This is a genomic window from Kitasatospora sp. NPDC051164 (assembly GCF_044455625.1).
GTDB lineage: Bacteria > Actinomycetota > Actinomycetes > Streptomycetales > Streptomycetaceae > Kitasatospora.
In genome coordinates this window covers 84,986-105,415 of record NZ_JBITFB010000023.1, presented here as the reverse complement: position 1 = coordinate 105,415, position 20,430 = coordinate 84,986, and the positions used below count along the sequence as shown (strand labels likewise).

The window sequence follows — 20,430 nt, the reverse complement described above, 5'->3', positions numbered from 1 at the left end:
GGTCGGACCTGGCGGCCCGGCCGCGATGAGCAGGCTCCAGCCAGCGCTGGTGCACCACATCGTCAACTCCCTCGGCTGGCGCGACCTGCGCCCCCTCCAGCAGGAGTCCATCGGCCCGTTGATGGACGGCGCCGATGCCGTTCTGCTTGCCCCCACCGCAGGCGGGAAGACCGAGGCCGCGTCGTTCCCGCTGCTGTCCGCGATGGAGCGGGGGCGCTGGACGGGGCTGTCGGTGCTGTACGTGTGCCCGCTCAAGGCGCTGCTGAACAACCTCCTGCCGCGACTTGAGACGTACACCGGGTGGCTGGGGCGCCGCGCCGCACTCTGGCACGGCGACATCCCCCAGGGCGCACGGCGCCGCATCCTCACCGACCCACCCGATATCCTGCTCACCACCCCTGAGTCGATCGAAGCGATGCTGGTGAGCACCAAGGTCGACCAGCACCGCCTCTTCGCCAACCTCCGTGCCATCGTCGTCGACGAGGTCCACGCCTTCGCCGGCGACGACCGGGGCTGGCACCTGCTCGCCGTCCTGGAACGCCTCCAACGCCTGACCGGCCGTCCCATCCAGCGCATCGGCCTGTCCGCCACCGTCGGCAACCCCGACGAACTGCTCTACTGGCTTCAGGGATCCGGCCGCGGACAGCGCCCCGCCCATGTCGTGGCCCCAGGCATCGACCTCACCCCACGAGCCGGTGCAGACGTCGCGGCACCGCCGCCAGGGGACATCGAACTCGACTACGTCGGATCAACTTCCAACGCGGCCAAGGTCATTGCCGCGCTGCATCGAGGGGAGAAACGGCTGGTCTTCTGCGACTCCCGGCAACTCGTCGAGGAGCTCGGCGCCGCACTCCGGGCCGCAGGCGTGACCACGTTCCTCTCCCACGCCTCCCTCTCACTGGACGAACGACGCCGGGCCGAAGCGGCCTTCGCCGAGGCCCGCGACTGCGTCATCGTCTCCACCAGCACACTCGAACTCGGCATCGACGTCGGCGACCTGGACCGCGTGATCCAGATCGATGCCCCCACCACCGTCGCCTCCTTCCTTCAACGCATCGGCCGCACGGGTCGTCGCGCCGGTTCCACCCGCAACTGCCTGTTCCTCGCACGCAGCCACGAGGCCCTCCTCGGTGCCGCCGCCCTTCTCGTGCTGTGGGGCCGCGGCTACGTCGAGCCCGTCACCGCGCCGCCCGAGCCCCGGCACATCGTCGCGCAGCAGGTTCTCGCCCTGAGCCTGCAGGAACACAAGATCGCCCAAGGGCTGTGGGACGAGGGCTGGAACGGCCTTCCTCCCTTCGGCCGCAGCGCGGAGCCCATCCTGCGACACCTCGTCGACCACGGGTTTCTCGACCAGGACGGCGAGTTGCTGTTCATCGGCCCGGCCGCCGAGGAGAAGTTCGGCCGCCGCCACTTCATGGGCATCACCGCCGTCTTCACCGCCCCGCCGGAGTTCACAGTCCTCGCAGGCCGTCAGGAGATCGGCCGCACCGACCCCATGCTCCTGACGGAGAAGGTCGACGGACCGCGGGTCCTGCTCCTCGGCGGGAGGAGCTGGAAGGTTACCTGGATCGACTGGACCAGGCGCCGCTGCTACGTCGAGGCCTCCGACCTCGCCGGCCGCGCGCGCTGGTTCGGCACCGGGTACAGCGGGACCTCCTATGCCCTCAACCAGGCCGCCCGGGACGTTCTGCTCGGAACCGATCCGCAGGTCAAACTCACCCGACGTGCCATCCAGCAGCTCGCCCATGTCCGTGAGCAGAACGTCGACACCGTTCACCCCGGCGGCACCGTTATCACCCGAGCCGGTGACGACATCCGGTGGTGGACCTGGGCCGGGTACCGGGCCAACGCCACCCTCACCGCCACCCTGGCGGGAGTCACCGACGAGCGCCAGCGCTTCTCCGACGAATACCTGCGCCTGCGTACCGACCTCACACCGCAGATGTGGAAGGCCGGCACGGCGGACGCTGTCTCGCGACTGTGCCTTCCGGACGTCGACGTCAAGGCGATGCGCGGGTTGAAGTTTCACGAGGCCCTCCCCGAGCGTTTGGCCATGGCCACGCTCGCGACTCGTTTGGCAGATCTCGACTCGGCGACGACTGTGTTGTCCGGACCGGTTAGGTTCTCACTTCGGGCAGAGTAGAACTGCTTCGGACCGGGAGGGGGCTGGGAGCAGCTCTCCCGACAGGCGGTGACCGTCACGGCGTTCATGGCAGCGGCCATGGCACTGGTGCTGCTGTCAAACGCGTGTCGGGGTTGAACGTCTGGACGGTCGGTCATCTCTACGGAGACGACGGGTGCCAGGGGTGCGAAGGCGCTCTCGGGGACGCCAGTCACGACGGGGAGGCGCCGGATGGCAACCATCACTTCGTTCAAGTCGGACATCACCACGTGGTTCGACCGGTTCGTGTGGACAGACGCTCTGCATGGCAGCGGATTCAGCATCGAACGCCGCTGAACGACCCAGGTGGTAGCTAGATCGTGTGAATTTCCCCAGTGTTACGTGTCTGGAACCCCGTCTGCCGGTTGGTGAGGGTGAGTCCACCAGCCGCGATGAGGAGGCCTGAGGTGTTGGCGCTGGCCGCTGCAGCTGCGGCTGTTCAAGAGCTGGAGGAAGACCAACTGGCGGCGCTGGACGCGTGCGTGGTTGCGGCGCTGGCTCTGAGTAGCGGTGAGGGTGAGAGCGAGGCACGCGCCCGGCTTCTGATGGAGTGCTTTGCACGCTACGTGCAGGCGTTCGGCGTGCTCACCCCGGCACCGCCGTACCCGACGTTCGTTAAGCGGCTTCGCGGTAGCCGCTTGGCGGACCTGCTGCCGCGGAGACCGTCAGAGTTCGCCCTGGGGGAGCTGCGGCTCCTCGACGAGGACGGCACGCCCAGCCCGGCGTTGAATCGGATGGCACTTGAAGCCAGTGAGCACGGGTACCAGGCGCCGGGTATCGGTGCCGATATCCGTCACATGTACAGCCTCCTGCGCGCCGTCGGCCTACTGCCGGAAGGGGCCAGGCTGTCCCGGATCTCGGGCGAGACCGTCCAGCATGCTGTCTTTCGTGCTCTGCGCGCCGCCGGCTTCGAGGCGTACACCCGGGGGCGCGAGGCCATGGTCCGGACCCCTGTCCTGCGCCGCCGCGCGCTGTCCCGGAACTCGGCCCTGACCGAGTTGGGCGCGTACACCGCCATCTCCCCGACGAGGCAGTTCGACGGCTTGTGGGCCCCTTGCCCTCTTTGCCAGTGGACCATGCGGGCCACCTACCGGCCGAACGGCACTGTCGGACTGGAATGCGAGGATGAGCGCCACGGCCTCCTGGGTGCACGCTACCGGGCCGAATCCTCGGCGGAGGGCTGGCGCCTCACCGCGCAAGGCGAGCTTCGCACGCTGCCCGAACTGCTGCCTGTGGACGGCCACGTAGCTCTGCCGTACGCGCTGTGGCTGTGGGTCACCTTGCCGGGCCTGCTGGAGATCGACCTGCACGACCGACTGGTCGCCATGGGAGCGACGGTCGAGCTGTGGCCGTTCGGCGACTCCTACGACCTGCACGTCACCCTTCCCGGGCGCTCGCGGCGGTGGCGCATTGATGTCAAGACGTGGGCCGATCCGTACGGCCTGGCCCAGAATCTGCGCGACGATCCCGACGACCCCGGGGACCTATGCATCGTGGTACCCGAGCACCTGCGCGGTTACCTGTCCGTTCTTCGCCGGGGTGTGCAGGGCACCGGAGCGAGGGTGCTGACCGACACGGACCTGCTGGCGGAGGTGAAGAGGGCTTGAGCACGGCACTGGCGGCTGCGTTCGCGCTCACCGAACACCTCCTGCCTGCGCGCTTCCGAAACGGGCAGCGAGTGGTGTTCGTCCGTGATGCCCATGCCCTGCTCACCGGCCATGCCCCCCGCATCGTGGAGGACTGGGAGCTGTGGTCCTATGAGGACAAGCAGCGGGTCGGGGCGCTACTGCGCGTGCGGCGCCGGGAGGAAGCGCTGCTGCACCACATCGAGCGGACCGTTCACGAGATCTTCCAGGACCCCCAGGCCGATGACCCGTTGCGGGCCCTCTACGGCGTCGGGCGCAGTGAGCGGGGACGGGCCCTGGAGATGGTTTCGGCCCATGGCCAGGCTCCGGCCGATGTCGCGGACCGCCTTCTCGCGCCGGCCAGGCGCCGCCGATCGCTGCGGACCGCCCGTGGATCTGGCTGGTCGGCGGTGACCTCTCGTGGCCTGGTCCAGCTCGCCTTCCCTGACGAGCAGAGCGAGTACATCCCGCCCCGGATCACGACCGCGCCGCCCGTGGACCTGGTCCTCGACGCCGACGAGCTCGGCTGGCAGAGCCGGGACACCGACCTGTTCATGGAGGGCCCTGCCTTTCGCGATCGGCAGATCGCGTTGCTGCTCAGCGGCACCATCGGAGGCGGACGACGGCCCCGCGACCCGGGCATCCTGCTGCCAGGGCGCATCCACCTCATGAGCGCCCCCACCGGCGTGGGCAAGAACGTCCTTGGCAGAGCACTGGCGATCCAGCAGGCGGGTCTCGGGTACACGACCGTGCTGGTGGTGAGCGACAACGGCGACGTCTACGGGGAGGCTGCCACCCTTCAGGCCGAGCTTCGGGCTCTGGGCGTCAAGGCGACGGCCACCCCGTTCATCTCACCCAACAGCCGCTACGACTTCGCGCTGCGCACGGCCGCGAAGATGGACGGCAGCGGCGTTCCCCTCTCACGGGCCCCCGCCGAGATCGCCTTCCGCCTCGACCACTCCGCCTACGGGTGCGCGATGCAGGCCCAACTCGAAGGCCGCGACGCCTTCAAGGGAGGCAAAGAGCCGTGCACGGTCACGGAGTCGGGCACCTCCGACCGTCCAGAACGCGCGCTGTGCCCGTTCGTGTCGGCCTGCGGCAAGTTCGACCACGTCCAGGCCGCCACCACCGCCCGGATCATCGTCACCACCCACGCGTGCTTCCAGTCCGGGATGGTCAAGATTCCGGTGGATGTCGACGGCGAGATCCGCAACAGCATCAGCGTGCGCGAGTTCCTCCTGCGCCTGGCGTCCTTCGTGGTCATCGACGAGGTCGACGCCTATCAGTCCCGGGGGTTCGACCAGTCCGGCCACCTGGAGCTCGCCTCCCGATCCCACCCCGACACGGTGCTGCGGCAGATCCGCGATAGCCTGCACCGGGCGCCGCCGCGGCTGGCGGTAGCCGTACGCCGCACCCTGACGCGCGCTGTGTTCCTGGCGGAGCAGCTGCTCGACCTGGTGGCCGGCGAGGAGATCTGTACTGAGGTCGGCCAGGCGCGGGCCATGGCTCGCGGGCAGGACCCGCGCCGCACCCGCCGGATCCTGCAGGACCGAAAGCGCTGGTACCAACCCCATCAGTGGGACCGCCACCTGCTGGAGTACCTGATCGGCGTCGGCGCCTCCAACACGGCCACCGACGAGCAGGCCGACCTGCTGCAGGCCCTTCTACCGCGCGTTGCCACTCGTCCGGCCGACCGCCCCGCCGCCATGGTTCTGCCCGAGCGGCTGCGCGCCGTCCCGAACCTGCTGGAGCGGATGCTCACGATCGACGAAGGCGGCGAGTGGCAGCTGGCTGTCCTCAAGGACGAGCTGCGTGAGACCCTCGCCGCGGCCATCTCGGTACTGACTCCCGCCGGCGCCGAGCCCACGGCCTCCGAGGACGTGCCGGTCCCGGCACCGCGTACGAGCAGCGCGGCCAAGCCGGCTTCAACCGCCACGCACGACGAGGTCACCGCGGGTGTCCTGCACGCGCTGATGATGAAGGCATGGCTCACCGCCCTCACCCACACCATGTTCGACCTGTCGGACCGGGCCGGCGAACTCGCGGGGCACGGCATCGATGCGGCCTCCAATCTCGCTGACGCCATCGGCCACCAGGACGTGGGCACCGTCGTGCCCTTCGGCCCGCTGGGTCGCCAGCTGGGAGGCTTCCGCTTCGAGGGGCTGGACGACCCCAACACGCCCGCGAGCCTGCGCATGGAGGTCCTGCGTGGTGATCCCCACACGGAGACGCAGTACCTCGGCGACATCGTCGCCCTCGCCCTGACCGGCCACCAGCGGGTGGTTCTCGGCATGTCCGCCACCGGCAACATGCCCGGAGCAGCCCGTACCCACCTGCTCGCCCGCCCCGACTGGGCCATGCCCGACACTCTCCGCGGTGGCCTGACCATCTTCAACAGCACCCCGGTCGCCGACGGGAAGCTGCTCGCCGTCGGCAGCACGCCCTACCACGAACGCGACCAGCGGGTCGTCGCGCTGGCCACCGGATACGCCCCAGCCCTGGTGCGCGATCTCACCCGCCTTGCCACGGACCGCCGCACCGCGCACCGCGCACGGGCCCTGATCGCCGTCAACTCCTATCGGCAGGCGCGCCTGTTCGCCCAGGCGCTCCACGATGCCGCACTCGCCGCCGGCCGCAAGCTACGGATCTACGTCGCCGTCGCGGACAAGCCCGACCCCACCCTGCCACCGGTCTGCGACGCCATCGGCCTGCTCACCCGCGACCGCTTCGCGCAACTCGCCGACCTCGACGGTGAGGTGCTCATCGCACCGCTGCCACGCACCGAGCGAGGACTGAACGTCCTTACCGTGTTCGACGGCGTCGCCGTGTCGGCCGTTACCCTGATCGGGCTGGCCATCAGGCCGGTCATGCCGGCCGACGATCCCGCCGTCCTGGCTGCCAGCGTCGCCGCCCGGGCCTGGCGCGACCTGGTCCCCAGCCGCGATCCCGCCGCAGTCCTCGCCCAGGCCCGTGACCTTGCTGTCGCCCACCTGCGCCTCAATCTCGGCGCACCCAAGCGCTTCTCTGCCCTTCCCGACGAGTTGAAGCACGAACTCGTCGCCACCCTCCTGGGCCAGATCATCCAGCTCGGAGGTCGCGGACGCCGGGGGCAGACCCACGTCGAACTCCACTTCATCGACGGCGCGTTCCACGATGCCACCTGGGGCTCCGATCTACCCACCCTGATCCGCGGGCTGCTCGGGCAGTACACCCAAGACGAACTCGCCCAGCTCGGCGGCTGCTACGGCTACTCCATGGAGGAGATCGCCGAGTACGCCCACGCCGGGCACCTGGTTCCGGCCCTGCACTCGGGCTTCCTCACCCACCTGGGAGAGCGCGTATGACCCGCCCACTCGACGACAGCACCCGAAAGCAGGCCCGCCTGCTCTGCTACCGCACCGAACCGAGCGACCTGGGGCAGGTCTTCGCCTACCGGCCCGCACCGCCCGCGCCGCAGCTCGCAGAGGAACTCTCTCGCGAGTACACGCGCAACGTCGGCTCCGGCCTGGACGTACAGCCGCCCTACCGCGCGCTCGAAGCCGTCCTGCGGGCCGCCGTCGGCACCTGGGCGCGCTGGCAGTGGAGCGATGGCCAGCACGAACTCCTCTCCGCTGCCCCGATCAGCGCCGAGGACCGCCGCGACGTCTTCCTCTACTGGGCTGAAGCGGTCGTCCCCGGCCCAGCTGGCCAGCAGCTCGGCGAGCAACTCGCCGACCTCATCGCCCAGGCCGAACCCCGGCCCGCCACACTGCCCCCACCACCGCGCACCGGACGGCGCTCGCGCGGCTGGTGGCCGGGCGAACTCGCCCGCTGGCGCCTGGCGGAAGAACTCGCCGCCCTCGACTGGCCCCGCAACGGCACCGACCCGGTCCGCTTCACCCTGTGCACCGATGGCCGTCTCGCTGCGATCGGCCACGAACTGCCCAGCGCACCCGACCGGAACGGCCGCATCCGCCACCTGCTCCCGCGCATCGTCATCGGCACCGCCGCCACCGGACACTCCCGGCGCCACGCCCTGACGGTGAACGCCGTCACCACCCTCCTCGCCACCGCCTGGAAGGGCGTCTCCACGGTCCTGCTCGCCAACCCAGACCAGCCGCTTGTCGTCGCTGCCCGTACCGACGGTCCGCCGTGGCTGCGCCGCCTCAACGTACCCGCGGTCGCCGCCAGCCGTCGCCTGGCAGCCATGCCCCGCCTGAGCACGTACATCCCGCCCTTTCCCGAGCACCTCGCCGACGACGCCCTCGCCGACACCGCCCCCGGCCCGGTCTGGGCCGTCGCGCCGGTCAGCACCCGCACCCCCGGTCTGGGCCGCGGCCACGGGATGGAGCTGTTCCGCCGCATCGAGGAACTCCTCGACACCAAGTGCGAGAAGTACAGCCACCGCAGCCCCCGCTACCTGGAAGTCTCCGGAGTCAAGCTGCCGCCGACCGAGAGCGGCTCGCGCATCACTGGGCCCATCCCCGCCGACCGGATCCCCGCATCCCTCGACGCGGCCGGCATCAACATCCTCCTCGTCGTCGTCCTGTGGCACACCGACGAGGTCCGGGCCCGCGTAAAAGCCGCCATCGCCGACCAGTGGGACCTCGGCCCCGAATGGAAGGCTGTCGACGGCACCGAAGAACCGGCAGCCGACGGCCGCATCAAGGTCGTATTCCTCCACGACAAGGCCGGCGCCCTCAGCCACGGACCGCACACGAGCGAGGAACGCCAGCGGAACCTGGAAGAGATGCTCGCCCCCTACACCGGCGATGGCATCAGGACCGCGGTCATCGGCGAGACCGACTGGGACCCCGACCGCTGGTACCCCACTGTCGAGGCCCGCGCCACGGCCGAGGCTGAGGACGGAAAGTGGCCCTCCAAGCAGGCCCTCGCCCGTATCGGGGCAACCTCCCAGTACGTCAAGCAGGCCCCGCCGCCGGTGCCCACCCACACCAGGGAGGGCAAGCCGTACAACGAGAAGTACCGCGCCGACAAGGTCAAGTCCCGCCAGAGCGGTCTCGACAGCTCCACCGAGAACGTGCTGCGCGAGATCCTTACCGGCGTCGGCGCCACCGACCACCGTCTTGGCGCCGCCTTCGGCAAGTTGCCCCTTGAACCGTGGTGGCACATCGGCATCCACGTCCGCCGCCATGCCCAGCGCCGCGCGTACGGAAAGCGCCGCACGAAAGCTCCCGCACCGATCACCGTCACCCTCACTGCCATGCGCCCCGCTGGCGGGGCCGACGACCCCTGGCAGATCTGGGCCTACAGCCCCCAAGCCGGACACTGGACAACCCACGGTCCCGCAACCACCACGCTTCACGCCGCAGACCTCGCCTGGGACGTCACGCCCTACACCGCCATCGGCAATGAGACCCAGCAAGCCAGCGCCGCCGCTCAGCTGGTGGAGCAAGCCCTCGTTGCTGCTCGCACACAACTACCCTCGCAGGAACAGACCGTGCTCTACGTAGACGGAGACGCGGCCGAGTACATCTGGACGGGCCTCACCGACGAAGCACTCGGCCAGACCCCGCCCGCAGACCTGCCCCGGCCTGCCTCCTGGCTACCCGGCCACAGCCTCCCCCGCGCCCAACGTCCCCTCGCCACCGTTCGAGTCATCAGCGACCTGGAACGCATCGGCCGCCCCACCGGCGCCTACATGCGTACCGCCGACGGCAGCTGGCGCGCCACCGACACCACCAACGGTCTGTTCCAACTCGCCAACGACGACGGCACCCAGCTCTACCCCGACTTCATGCTCGTCAACGTACCCCGCACCTACTCCGCCAGCGTCACCGGCCGATTCGGGAAGGACGAAACCCGTTTCGACAGCAGTCGCCAGAACAAGAATGGCTACGCCCACACCGCCACGCGGTACACCATCATCAGCCAGCGCGACGAGGCGGACTGCAAGCTGATCGGGACCGTCGCCGCTGTCCTGACTAACCAGGGCATCACCTCGGACGTCCGTCAGAGCACCCCAACCCCCCTGCACCTCGCTCGCAGGATGGATGCTGGCCACCCCTACCACCGGCGGACAGCAGAGGCTGATCAGGATGTCGACGGAGGCCCGGTCGAAGACGCGACCGTTAGCGAGGAAGTCGTGCTCGTCGTCGAGTGAGCCGAGCCCGGCATTCTCCGTCTACGCCACGGGGCCTGGACTGCGCAGGCCATCGCAGCGTTTCAGCACTTACGCTGCCGTCGAACCAACGGGTTTGTCGCGAGCCATTTGTTCGATCTGCCCCAGCACTTTCGAGAGATCTTGCAGCAGCACCGTGGAGGACGCTTACATGGGCTGGCGGAGCCGTTGGGAGTCCTCCCGCCAGCGTAGGAGTCAGTGCCCGAGGGAGATGTCGAACTGGTTGAGCCAGTGGACGTCGCCTTTCCCGGCGGTGGCGACCACGCCTGCGGTTAGCCAAATAAACGTGGGGAGGAAATCGTCGCCGAGCTGGTCGGCGGCCTCGTTGACGGTGGCGCCGGATGCGTCGGGGTGTCCGAGGATGCCAGCGATGTGCATGACCTTGCGGCTGTGAGCCGTGCCGAGTGATTCGCGGACCCAGTCGACGGCCACGATGGCGTCGTCTGGGGTGAGTTCGGCCTCGCGGGCGCCGGAGAGCCAGCCCGCGAGGGCGCCGAACAGGATGGAGGCCATGAGCCCGGCGGCTTCCTCGCCTTCGGTTGCCCCTGCCCGGTCGATGCCGAGTACGACGCGCATCGCGATCCGCGGGTCACGTCGCGTGATGATGGCGTCGATGACGTTCCGCAGGCTCTCCAGCGGGGTGTCGGTCTGGGGCTCCTCCGGCTGGGAGCCGCTTTCGCTCTGGTACGCCCTGACGGCGTCCGAGAACACCTGGACCTCGGCGGCACTGAACAGGTGCCGGGTGTCCTCGGTGACCACGTACCCGAGGTCCCGCCAGGCGTGGATGAAAGCCGGGTCGATTCCGGCCCGCTCGGCGATCACCGCCATCTCGCCGAGCATCTCGGTGATGCGCTCCTCGGGCATCGGGCGGGGCTCGTCAGCGTCCGGGTCGAAGAACAGCGGGTCGTCGGGTCCAGGCTCTCGGCCGAACTTCTCCCGGAACGAATCGAGCTGGCGCTGGATCGAGTCCTGGAGGCCCTGGCCGGTCTTCGTGTCCGGGTGCCAGGAGATCTCGTGGCCCTCGTCCGTGCGGCGGCGTTGGATGAAGCGGGGGTCCAGGTGCCGTTCGGCGACGGTTCCGGCGTGTTCCTCGTGAAAGCCCTCTGTGGCGCCCAGGCGCTGCCGCTGCACCTCGTCGGCCCTGGCGCGCGCGGCGTCCCGCTGGCGCCGCGACTTCTTGTTCGACATGGCAGCTCCTCTTCCCCGAACTCGGCTGTATGGAGCGTAGCGGCAGAGCGGTTTGCGCCGTGCCGACGCTGGGGAGGTTCCCGCCCGTCTGACGGGACCTCCCCAGCTGGTCGGGCCTGGCCAGGGCCAACGGTCAGGGCGAGCTGCGGATCAACCACGCCTAACCCGCCAGGGGTCAGGCGTGCCCGGTCGCCGGGGCGTTTTCGGGTGACGGCACCTCTGCGGTGGTCTCCTGCGCCGCCTCGGCGGCATCGCTGCGGCGGGCGCGCCACTTGTCGTAGAGCCGAGTCCCGGCCACGGTCGCGCCGGTGAGGGCAACGCCTAGATGATTGATGCGCGGGGTTCGCCTGCGAGAACGAGGCGAGGGCTTCCAAGATCCGTGTGTGACGACAGACCTGGAAACCCTCGCAACTGCACTGTACGCCAAGATCGATGACACGCTGAAGGCTTCGCCCGAGCTCGCCCCGGCTCGGCCCGCGATCGGCTTCGTACCTACGCTCAGCGACGCCGAACTGGTGACCCTCGCGGTCATGTCGGCGCTGCTCGGCTTCACCTCCGAGCGGCGCTGGCTGCGCCACGCGAACGCCAACTTGCGCCATCTGTTTCCGCGCCTGCTCCACCAGTCCGGCTACAACCGGCGCTTGCGCGCGGCATCCTCGCTGGTCCAGCACATGATCCGGATACTCGCAGCGGACACGACGCTCTGGAGCGACGACGTGTGGATCGTCGACTCCACCCCGGTGGAATGCGGCCGCTCGCGCGAGACCGTCAAGCGCAGCGACCTGGCCGGCTGGGCCGAGTACGGCTACTGCGCGTCGCACTCCCGCTTCTTCTGGGGGCTGCGCCTGCACCTGGTCTGCACCCTCGGTGGGCTGCCGGTCATGTTCGGGCTCACCGGCGCGAAGGCCGACGAACGCGAGACGCTGCTCGCCATGCTCGACCACGACCCGGAACTCGCCGCCGCCTTCCCCGGCCAGACAATCATCGGCGACAAGAACTACTTCGGCCGCGACTTCGAGCAGCAGATGGCACAGCGTGACCTCGACCTGCTGAGGCCCGCCCGCAAGGGCGAGGCCGAGCGGGCCGGCGCGCACCTCTTCAAGCCACTGCGCCAGACCATCGAATCGATCAATCAGACCCTCAAAGCCCAGCTCGACCTGGAACGACACGGCGGGCGCACCCCGGCTGGCGTCGTGGTCCGCATCCTCGCGCGGGTCCTCGCGCTGACTGCGGCGATCTGGAACAACGACAAGACCGGCCAGCCAGTCAAGCGTTCACTGACCGCCTACGACCACTGAACGTCACCGCAACCCCACGCATCAATCATCTAGGACGACGCCCTGCCCGCGATAGAAGTACCGCAGCGCGACAGGGCCGCCTCGTTTGCTGGCCTCTTTGGCGAGTTCCGCGTAGACCCACGTCATGGCGCTGCCTCAGTTCGTGTCGCTTGCCCGGGACGGATCGATGATCGCAGGGCGGCGCCACGAGGGTGGGGTAAATCGCGAAGCGGGGGTCCAGGTGCCGTTCGGTACGGTTTCGGGCGTGTGCCTCGTGGAAGCTCTCCGTGGCACCCAGACGCTGCTGGTGCATCTCGTCGGCCCTGGCGCGCGGCGTCCCGCTGGCGCCGCGACTTCTTGTTCGACATGGCAGCTCCTCTTCCGCGAACTCGGTTGCGGGACGGCAAGCGGTTTGTGCCCTGCCGACGCCGGAGAGGTCCCCGTCCGTCGGACGGGGACCTCCGCAGCTGGTCGGGGCTGGCTAGGGTCAGCCGGTCAGGGCGAGTTGGCGGATCTGCTCGACCTCGACCTTCGGGCCGGGGAGGCCACGGGAGGCGTTGATGTAGGTGGTGAGCTGGGTTCCGGCGCGTTCGATGGAACGCAGGTCGGGGTGGAGGTAGCGCTGGGTCGTGGTCAGTTGGCCGTGGCCGGCGATTCGCATGAGGACGTGGGGAGGGACGCCGGCGTCGGCGAACCAGGTCAGCGCGGTGTGGCGTAGATCGTGGCGGCGCAGGTACTCGTAGCCCAGGCTGACCACGACGTCGTCCCAGTGGGTGGCGTCGCGCAGCACCGCTGTGGTGACCCGGCCGCCGCGGGGTCCAGTGAACAGTCGGGCGTCGGGCCGGTTGCCGACCCGGGAGATCCGCCAGGCGATGTTGGGCCGCAGCTCGGGGATGATCGGGACGAGGCGGGAGCGCTTGCCCTTGGTGCCCTTGTCGATCAGCCCGCCGGGCGCGGTGGTGGTCTGTCGGCAGACTCGCCAGATCCACTTGTCGGTGTCGATGTCGCCGGCGCGGACGCCGGAGACCTCTCCGATGCGGGCGCCGGTGCCGCCGGCGAAGCGGACGATGTCGCCCCAGCCGTCGTAGTGGTTGAAGGAGGCGGTCACCAAGGCGTCGGCGAGGCGGTCGAGAGTGTCCCAGTCGCGAAGTGCCAGCCCGCGGGGGTCGTGTTCCTCGTCCTCGGCGGTCTTGATCAGCTTCTGCCAGCCGTTCAGGCGGGCGGGGTTGATCTCGATGATGCCGTCGCGGATGGCCTGCTCCATGACCCTGACCCACACGGCGATGGTGTTCTTGAGGGTGGAGATTCCGGCCCCGTCGGCGATCCAGGCGTTGAGGGCGCGGTCGGCGATGCCAGCCGTGATGCCGACGACCTGGAGGTGGCCGACGGTCGGTTTGACGCGTAGACGCCAGCCGGCCATGTACGGGGCATGGGTCTTGAGTTCGAGACCCCGCATCGCCAGATCCATGACGGAGTCGCCGTACTCGCTGAGAGACGTCGTGGCGAGGTCGATGCTGACGCCGCGCCCGGCAGCCTTGGCGATGCGGTCGAGCCAGTCCTGCGCATCGGGCTCGGTGGGGAACATGGTGGAGCGGGACGGGCGGGCCTTGGTGATCGGGTCGACCCAGCGGACGCGGGCGCGGTAAGGGTTGGGGTTGCCGGGGCGGTACTCGATGTCGGTGGAGATCTTGACGCCGACCGGGGCGTCGATGCGCTCTGGCGTCGTCATCAGGCCGCCACCTCCGGCAGCACGACGCAGCTGGCCAGGTAGTCGACGAGGTCCTGGTGGCGGTAGCCGACTCGGCCACCGACCTTGACGTAGGCCGGCCCAGTGTTCTCGCGGCGCCAGCGGCGCAGCGTTCCTGGGCTGACCTTGAGCATCGCAGCGGCCTCGTCGGCGGTCTGGAGGAGTGCGGGAGTGTCCGGGGGCGCGCAGGCGCAGCCCGGGGTGGGCGGAGGGGAAGGAGGGAACGCACTTCGTGCGGCCCGTGTGCGGGCATGCGGCATTATGGGGCGAGCCCTCTCTGGTCAATAGCCAAGGGGTGGCTGGGTCTCCGGGACGGACGGAAGCTGCCAGGCGAAGGCCGTCTCGGGGACCGTCAGGTGTGACTGTGGGAAGTCTGGGGGTAGCTGCGGGGGTCTGTACTGGGCCCCGGCCAGGACGTTCGAGTCAGCCGGAGGCCGGCCCTTCGGGAGCGTCGACGAACTCGAGTGTGGCCGGCAGCGGTGCCGGCTGGAGCCCGTCGGCCCGCATCTGGTCCCGAACGGCCTTCAGGCGCGCGCAGTCCTCGTGGGCCATGCGGTCGAGTTCGTCCGCTTGTCGGGCCAGCTGCTCGTAGCGGGCGGAGCCGAGGGCCTGGCGAGCCTGAACACGGCGGCTGTGGGCTTCGCGGGTGGAGATCAGCGCGGTTCGGACATCGACGTCGTGTTCACGGAAGGTGCCGAGTACGGCACGGGCCGAGCCGGGCGGCGGCGCCTCGCCCAGCTGGTCCTCGCCGGTGACCCAGGCCGCCGCCTCCCACACGGGAATGGTCACGTTGGGAAGTAGGTCGATGTCGGCCTGGACCTCCAACGGGATGAGCAATGCGACGAGTGGCAGATCGAGGGCGTGGGCGAGAACGATGGCCTCCTCGAGCCTAAGTGAGTCCCGCTGCCCTTTTTCGATCTTGGTAATGGTGTTGGCGGCGATCGGCACCCCCCTGGCCTCGCATGCCTCCGAGAGATCGTGCGTCGTCACGCCTCGCTGACCGCGCTGATCCTTGACGACCCGGGCGATCCGCGCCGTGAGTGAGGCTGGCCACTGCTCACTTGATTCTTCCATGGAGGAAGGATACATGATGTGGCTTCTGCGACCAGGGCAGGTGTGATAGATGTTTCTCGCACAGAGAACATCGAATGAGAGGGAATGTTGCCGTGAACGCAGTTCGGACTGCCCGGCCGGGGAGGTTTACCCCGGAGGCTCTCGCTGCTCTCCCGCCGGCGATCCCGCTGTCGGTGGCCAACGAGCTGCTCTCACTCGGCAGGACCGCGGGGTACCGCATGGCCCGGGAGAGCCGCTACCCAGTGACCGTGGTGGAGGTGGGCGGCAGCTACCGCGTGATCACCGCAGACCTCCTCCACTTCCTGCGCCCGCGAACCTCCCGAAGCGTGGCGTAAGAGACCGAGATGCCGGGCATCGTGGCAGCGGCGGGATGATCACGCCAATGGGCGGTGTTGCCTGCTTCCGAGTGCGCGCCGCTCTCGCGCGGGCGGGACGAAGAGAGGAAGTGCATGGCAGACCACGAGCAGGTCGCACCGCCGGAGGGCCGCTTGCCGTCGATGCTCGCGGCCAGGTGGGTGCTGAACGGCAGGACGCCACGCCAACACCAGGAACGGTACGCGGCCTTCCTTGACGTGATCGACGACGAGTGCACGGCCGCAGCGATCAGCATTGGCCTTGACACCCGCTACTTCGCCAACCAGGGCCTGCTCCCCGACTGGCTGGAAGATGTCGCCTCTGGCTACGAACCCCCGGCGGCAACCGCCCTCCTGCTGCGTCGGGAACTTGAACACGCCGGCGACCGCCAGTCTGAGCGCGCACAGAGGCTGGAGGGAGCACTGGATCAAACCGGCCGCGCGTGGTCGCGCATGCTCCAGGGCATCGTGCTGGCCAACAGCGGCGACATCGTCGCGATCTTCCACGAGGACCGGCTGAAGCTCGGCCACGGGCTACGTACCCTCATCCATGCAGAACTTCCGTGTGCGCGGCTGCCAACGGACGATGGCGACTTGCTGGTCGGGCGCGTCCCCGCTGTCCTCGGACTCTTCCTCGCAGGACGCGAGCGTGGCCTGAACGGATTGATCTTGGAGCGTGAGCACACCCACGCGTTCGATGCCGCCACCTGCGCACTCTTCCTGCGAAATGCCGTCACCCTGCTGGGTTGGCCGGAGCTTGCCCCGTATGTGGAGACCGACCTCAGCGCCCCGGCCCCGGGTGCGGGAGACCGTGACCAACCGAACTGGCCTCACATCGGGTTCGGTACCGGTTTCCAGGATCGCGGACTGACCCGATCCGACCTGCTTCCCGCCCTGCAGGCGGCCTGGGGCGGCAAAGCGATTCCCGCGCCGGGCCGCAGCGCCCGCACTCGAAGGGCGTAGAACCTGGAGGGCGCCGACCCGGGCAATCCTGGTGCGAGGGTGCCCATCGGGCCGCCAGCGACGCCGACCCTCCTCACCTTCTGCGCGCGAGAGAGCGGGTGTCCCGTTGCCGCTGGCGCCCTGGGCTGCCGTGTAAAGCTGGCTACGGGGCGGCAGCGGCTGGCCCTGCGTCGACGCCGCGCAGGCGGGACAGCCTGACGCGGAACTCCTCCAGACCAGGCGGTCTGACGCTCGCGTCCTGGCCGGCCCGTGTCATCAGGGCCGCCCGCAGTAGCTGGTATTTGGCATACAGCTTCTGCTTGCTGTGGAAGGCGGGCAGGAGAGCCTTCGGGTCGGCCAGGGCGAGCCACTCCGTCTCCCAGCGATCCTCGACCAGCGCCTCTTGGTCCGCCCGTACCTGCTTGACGGCGCGGGCGCGGAGTTCGGCCACCTGCGCCGTCGCCAGGAAGAACTCCTCGGCGGACGTGAACTCCGCAGGCTTTGGCTGCGGATGGAGACGGTTGATCTTCTCGTGCATCAAAGCCTCGACCACGTTCCGCTGAAGCGGCTGGGCAGCCTCGCGTAGCAGATGTTCGGCCCTGGCTTCGGAGAGAGGTACGCCGTTGTCGCTATAGACGGCAGCGAGCAGCGGAGGGTAGAGCACCATGCTCTCGATGGCTCGCAGTGGCCAGACGTGCAGGTTTGGGTGCGCGGCGGTGAGCTTGGCGACCTCCTCCTGGGTTCGCAGGTCCCGGTCCAGCAGGCAGATCCAGGGCATCGGCGTGCCAGCGTCGCCGTGGAAGCGGTGGTAGCGCAGGACCTCGTTGGAGTTGCCAGCCTTGACGATCTTCGCGCGGCCCATCTCGTCGGGGAACAGCAAACGGAGATCGCTCTCGTCGCCGGGGCCCTCCACCACGACCTGGAACTCGGCCAGCATGGTGCCAGCCAGATCGAGGCCCACCGGATTGGACGGCCCGTCGGGACCGGCCGGCCGTCGCGCCTGGTTGCCGTCCTCCGAACTACGGGCCACCTCGATCACGCAGCCCGCCGGTACCGAGGCGACGACATGGGCTGAGTGTGTCACCACCATGGTCTGGGCCGACGATGTGAGATCCGCAAAGGCGGTGAACAGCGATACCTCAAGCGCCGGGTGAAGGTGGTTCGTCGGTTCGTCGAGCAGGGCGATGGCGCCGGTCGACCGCAGGTAATGACCCAGGCACAGGAGCCCCAGCGCATTCCGCGTGCCAGGAGAGAGTTCTTCCAGCCCGTGCTGTCGGCCGTCGGACAGGGCGACGGAGATGTGGGTGGAGCCGGCGGCCCTGGTCGATGCGGGCCGCAGCAGTTGCCGGTCGGTCACCTTGCGGAAGTGCTCGGCGATCGTGGCGAACCCGTCCTCGACAGGGCGCCCCTCGCGGGCAGCGAGCATCGCCTGATAGTCGAGCGCAGCCAGGTAGCCTTCCGTGTCCGCAGTCGGGTGGTTCCAGCCGGTGTGCGACCGGACGGTCGTCCGGGGATTGAACGGCATTCCGAGGCCGATCGTGGGCCGGTTCTTCATGGCGAACAGTTCGTCGGACCCGACGAATGCCACGTCCGTGAATTCGTGCTGGGCTTTGAATTCCAGAGAGAAGGCGACGCCCAGCTCCTCCGGCTCTGAGACCTCGCGGCGCCTTCCCTCCTGGATGGTGACCCGCCGGACGTACTCGCTTCGCCTCTGAGCGGGCCGGCCGAGCCTGTCGCGGCATCCGTCGCTCAGGAGGTCGGCCTCACGGTCGTCGAACGTGAACGACGCCTCGACAATGGCTTGGTGGCCATGCGGGCCGACGACTGTTTCCTTCGGCGCCTGGAGCTGGCCACCCATGGCATGGTGGAGCGCCTCGAGGATGGTCGACTTTCCAGTGGCGTTCTGGCCCGTTAGCACGGTGATCGCACCGAAGTCGGAGAGCTCGAATTCCCTTACGCCTCGGAAATTAATGACGGATAAGCGGGAAATTCTCACGGACGCTCCGATAAGGCGCTCGATCGGCTCAGGGTTCACGAGAATACCTGCCGCGACGGAAATCGGAAAACGGATATCCGAGGTGGCGGGAATGCGCTAAAGTGCCTACCCGCCACCGGATCGCCCCGAATCGGGCCGGTCGTTCGGTCTCCGCACGGCTGCGAACGCCCGCCGCGCCAAAGCGGAGTACGTCCGCTCAGGCCGGTCGGGCAGCACTGATCACGCCGCGTGCGCCGGGATACACACAGGTCCCGGGCGTTCCACTTGGGCGGCCGGGGCGGGTTCGGCCGGCGGCAGAGGCGGTGACCTTGCTGCCGTTGACGGTGCTCGCGCCCCAGACGTTGGTGCTCTGGGGGGCTGCTGACGGTCAGGCGGTCGCAGACCTGAAAGGCCCAGTGGTGGCCATGCGGAAGTCGGCGGCGGACACCGCAGTCCGCAGACCTCGCACGTCAGCGGGCGAACTCCGTCAACGGGTCGGTCACGGCCTCGCGCCATCGCCCGCGGTGGCCGCCTGCGCGCAGGCGGAAGTATACGGTCTCGCGCCGCTCGTCGCGGGCGGTCCCGAAGTGCCCGCCGATGTTGTGCGCCAGGAGGTAGTGCACCAGGACCAGGCTTCCGGCTGCTCCGGTGACCTGGACCGGCTCGCCGAGCTCGACCGGCGGGTACGGCACCGCGGTGGCCAGCGCGTCGGCGCCATGCTCCCGCAGCCACACCCCGGTGCGCAGGTGAGTGCCCGGCCACACCCACAGCTTTCCCCGGTCGCGGTCGCGCTGGTCAGTCAGGAGCAGGCCGGCGAGCGCGGTGAACGTTCCCGGTCGGCCGTCCTCCTCCGTCGGAGTGAGGCCGTCGATGTGCGGGGCGCGGGGGTGACGCGGGTGCGGGGGCAGGGTGAGCGCCAGCTGCGCGACCTCCGGTTCCGCCAGTGCGAGGTCCTTCCGCAGAAGGGGACGGACGATGTCGGCGACGTCACTGTCGCCGTACAGAGCGCGCAGTTCGGGGTCCTGCGCGAGTACGGGCCACAGGAAGTACGGTCCGGTCCGGCCGTTCTCGGGCGGCTGCTGGTCGACGTACCGGGCAATCAACGCGCGCCACGAAGCCACCTGGGCGGGTGTGAGGACGTCGGGCACCACGGCGTACCCATTGCCGCGAAACTCGTTGAGGTGCTGCGGAGTTGTTGTCTCCATCCGTAGATGGAAGCGCGCCGCTGCTGGTGGCGGCAACAGGATTTCCGTAGGCCCACGCAGGGCCGCGGTCCGTGGTCGAGTCACGGGTTGCACCGGTCCGCGCGAGGTGGTCGTGCGGCCAGGCCCCGGCACCGGGGTGCGGTCGGCAACCGGATTCCCCGGCCGCTGACCCCAGTGCGGGGTTGCCGGGTCAGGCGGAACGGCGACAGCTGTTGCACGTGGCCGGGCATAGTGAGGGCAGGGCTGCCGAGAAGGGGACGAGAGTGGTCAAGAAGAAGAGGCTGTGGTGGAGGGCCGGCGCGCTGGCGGCGCAGGCACGATCGGCCGGATGGTCGGACGCGCTGTGGCGGGGGGCCGAACTGGTTGAACCCCGTTGGGAGGACGACGAGGGCCCGTACGACTCGTACGCCGTCCACGGGCTGCAGGCGCTGGCGCTGCTCCTGCTGGCCGCTGCCGACGAGCACGCCGGCCGGGTAAGTGATGTGCTGGAGACGGAGATCCGAGCCACGGTCGGCGATCCGGTGCGCGCCGCCGCGGTGGTCGAGGGGTTCGTCGCTGGCCACACAGGCGTCCCCGGGTACGAGTGGCTGGCGCAGCTGGCCGAGCCGCTGCTGCGCGAGCACGTGCCGCTGCCCGACATGTTCGAGGTCCCGGCCGCGCTGACCGACCGGCGCGGAACCCCGCTTCAGTGGGGCCTGGAGTGGCTGGCCTGGGCACTGGACGACACGGGCGCGCAGGTACCGGCCCGGCAGTGACCGCGAT

15 protein-coding genes are annotated in these 20,430 nt (G+C 69.3%); 8 read left to right on the top strand and 7 right to left on the bottom strand.

The window, feature by feature from the left end:
• Positions 1 to 25 precede the first annotated feature (25 nt).
• From ACIBEC_RS30870 to ACIBEC_RS30855, 4 genes are all read left to right on the top strand, one after another.
• The gene (locus ACIBEC_RS30870) at positions 26 to 2,143 is read left to right on the top strand and encodes a DEAD/DEAH box helicase (protein ID WP_360500579.1); all 2,118 of its coding nucleotides are present in this window, start codon (positions 26 to 28) and stop codon (positions 2,141 to 2,143) included.
• A 425-nt stretch (positions 2,144 to 2,568) separates the two neighbouring features.
• The gene (locus ACIBEC_RS30865) at positions 2,569 to 3,768 is read left to right on the top strand and encodes a hypothetical protein (protein ID WP_360500582.1); all 1,200 of its coding nucleotides are present in this window, start codon (positions 2,569 to 2,571) and stop codon (positions 3,766 to 3,768) included.
• Positions 3,765 to 7,130, top strand: a complete 3,366-nt coding sequence (locus ACIBEC_RS30860; RefSeq protein WP_360500584.1) for a hypothetical protein — start codon at positions 3,765 to 3,767, stop codon at positions 7,128 to 7,130. The genes ACIBEC_RS30865 and ACIBEC_RS30860 overlap by 4 nt, the downstream gene beginning before the upstream one ends.
• Positions 7,127 to 9,889, top strand: a complete 2,763-nt coding sequence (locus ACIBEC_RS30855; RefSeq protein WP_360500587.1) for an RNAseH domain-containing protein — start codon at positions 7,127 to 7,129, stop codon at positions 9,887 to 9,889. Before ACIBEC_RS30860 ends, ACIBEC_RS30855 begins: the two co-directional genes overlap by 4 nt.
• A 213-nt stretch (positions 9,890 to 10,102) precedes the next feature.
• Here the strand turns inward: ACIBEC_RS30855 and ACIBEC_RS30850 are convergent, their stop codons facing one another.
• Positions 10,103 to 11,095 (bottom strand): hypothetical protein, encoded by a 993-nt coding sequence (locus tag ACIBEC_RS30850; RefSeq protein ID WP_360500589.1) that lies wholly within the window; start codon positions 11,093 to 11,095, stop codon positions 10,103 to 10,105.
• A gap of 175 nt (positions 11,096 to 11,270) precedes the next feature.
• Positions 11,271 to 11,393, bottom strand: coding sequence for a hypothetical protein (locus tag ACIBEC_RS30845; RefSeq protein ID WP_360500592.1), 123 nt, complete (start codon positions 11,391 to 11,393; stop codon positions 11,271 to 11,273).
• Positions 11,394 to 11,478: 85 nt separating this feature from the next.
• Here ACIBEC_RS30845 and ACIBEC_RS30840 point away from each other — a divergent pair, with 85 nt between their 5' ends.
• Positions 11,479 to 12,393 (top strand): IS982 family transposase, encoded by a 915-nt coding sequence (locus tag ACIBEC_RS30840; protein ID WP_360500595.1) that lies wholly within the window; start codon positions 11,479 to 11,481, stop codon positions 12,391 to 12,393.
• Positions 12,394 to 12,859: 466 nt separating this feature from the next.
• Here ACIBEC_RS30840 and ACIBEC_RS30835 read toward each other — a convergent pair whose 3' ends face one another.
• From ACIBEC_RS30835 to ACIBEC_RS30825, 3 genes are all read right to left on the bottom strand, one after another.
• Positions 12,860 to 14,101 (bottom strand): site-specific integrase, encoded by a 1,242-nt coding sequence (locus ACIBEC_RS30835; RefSeq protein ID WP_360500598.1) that lies wholly within the window; start codon positions 14,099 to 14,101, stop codon positions 12,860 to 12,862.
• Positions 14,101 to 14,379 (bottom strand): helix-turn-helix domain-containing protein, encoded by a 279-nt coding sequence (locus ACIBEC_RS30830; RefSeq protein ID WP_360500600.1) that lies wholly within the window; start codon positions 14,377 to 14,379, stop codon positions 14,101 to 14,103. The genes ACIBEC_RS30835 and ACIBEC_RS30830 overlap by 1 nt, the downstream gene beginning before the upstream one ends.
• A gap of 163 nt (positions 14,380 to 14,542) precedes the next feature.
• Entirely contained in the window at positions 14,543 to 15,193 is a 651-nt protein-coding gene (locus tag ACIBEC_RS30825; protein WP_360500603.1) for a helix-turn-helix transcriptional regulator, read from the bottom strand.
• A gap of 92 nt (positions 15,194 to 15,285) precedes the next feature.
• Here ACIBEC_RS30825 and ACIBEC_RS30820 point away from each other — a divergent pair, with 92 nt between their 5' ends.
• Positions 15,286 to 15,528: a hypothetical protein gene (locus tag ACIBEC_RS30820; protein ID WP_360500605.1), complete on the top strand. Its 243-nt coding sequence runs from the start codon at positions 15,286 to 15,288 to the stop codon at positions 15,526 to 15,528.
• Between the two features lie 114 nt (positions 15,529 to 15,642).
• Complete coding sequence (locus ACIBEC_RS30815; protein ID WP_360500608.1) at positions 15,643 to 16,509, top strand: hypothetical protein; 867 nt, start codon at positions 15,643 to 15,645, stop codon at positions 16,507 to 16,509.
• Positions 16,510 to 16,651: 142 nt separating this feature from the next.
• Here the strand turns inward: ACIBEC_RS30815 and ACIBEC_RS30810 are convergent, their stop codons facing one another.
• Together ACIBEC_RS30810 and ACIBEC_RS30805 are read right to left on the bottom strand one after the other, a co-directional pair.
• The gene (locus ACIBEC_RS30810; RefSeq protein ID WP_360500611.1) at positions 16,652 to 18,523 is read right to left on the bottom strand and encodes an AAA family ATPase; all 1,872 of its coding nucleotides are present in this window, start codon (positions 18,521 to 18,523) and stop codon (positions 16,652 to 16,654) included.
• A gap of 410 nt (positions 18,524 to 18,933) precedes the next feature.
• The gene (locus ACIBEC_RS30805) at positions 18,934 to 19,668 is read right to left on the bottom strand and encodes a phytanoyl-CoA dioxygenase family protein (protein WP_360500613.1); all 735 of its coding nucleotides are present in this window, start codon (positions 19,666 to 19,668) and stop codon (positions 18,934 to 18,936) included.
• 263 nt (positions 19,669 to 19,931) lie between these two features.
• On the opposite strand from ACIBEC_RS30805, the gene ACIBEC_RS30800 reads away from it, so the two are divergent.
• Positions 19,932 to 20,423, top strand: coding sequence for a hypothetical protein (locus ACIBEC_RS30800; RefSeq protein ID WP_360500616.1), 492 nt, complete (start codon positions 19,932 to 19,934; stop codon positions 20,421 to 20,423).
• Positions 20,424 to 20,430: the final 7 nt, after the last annotated feature.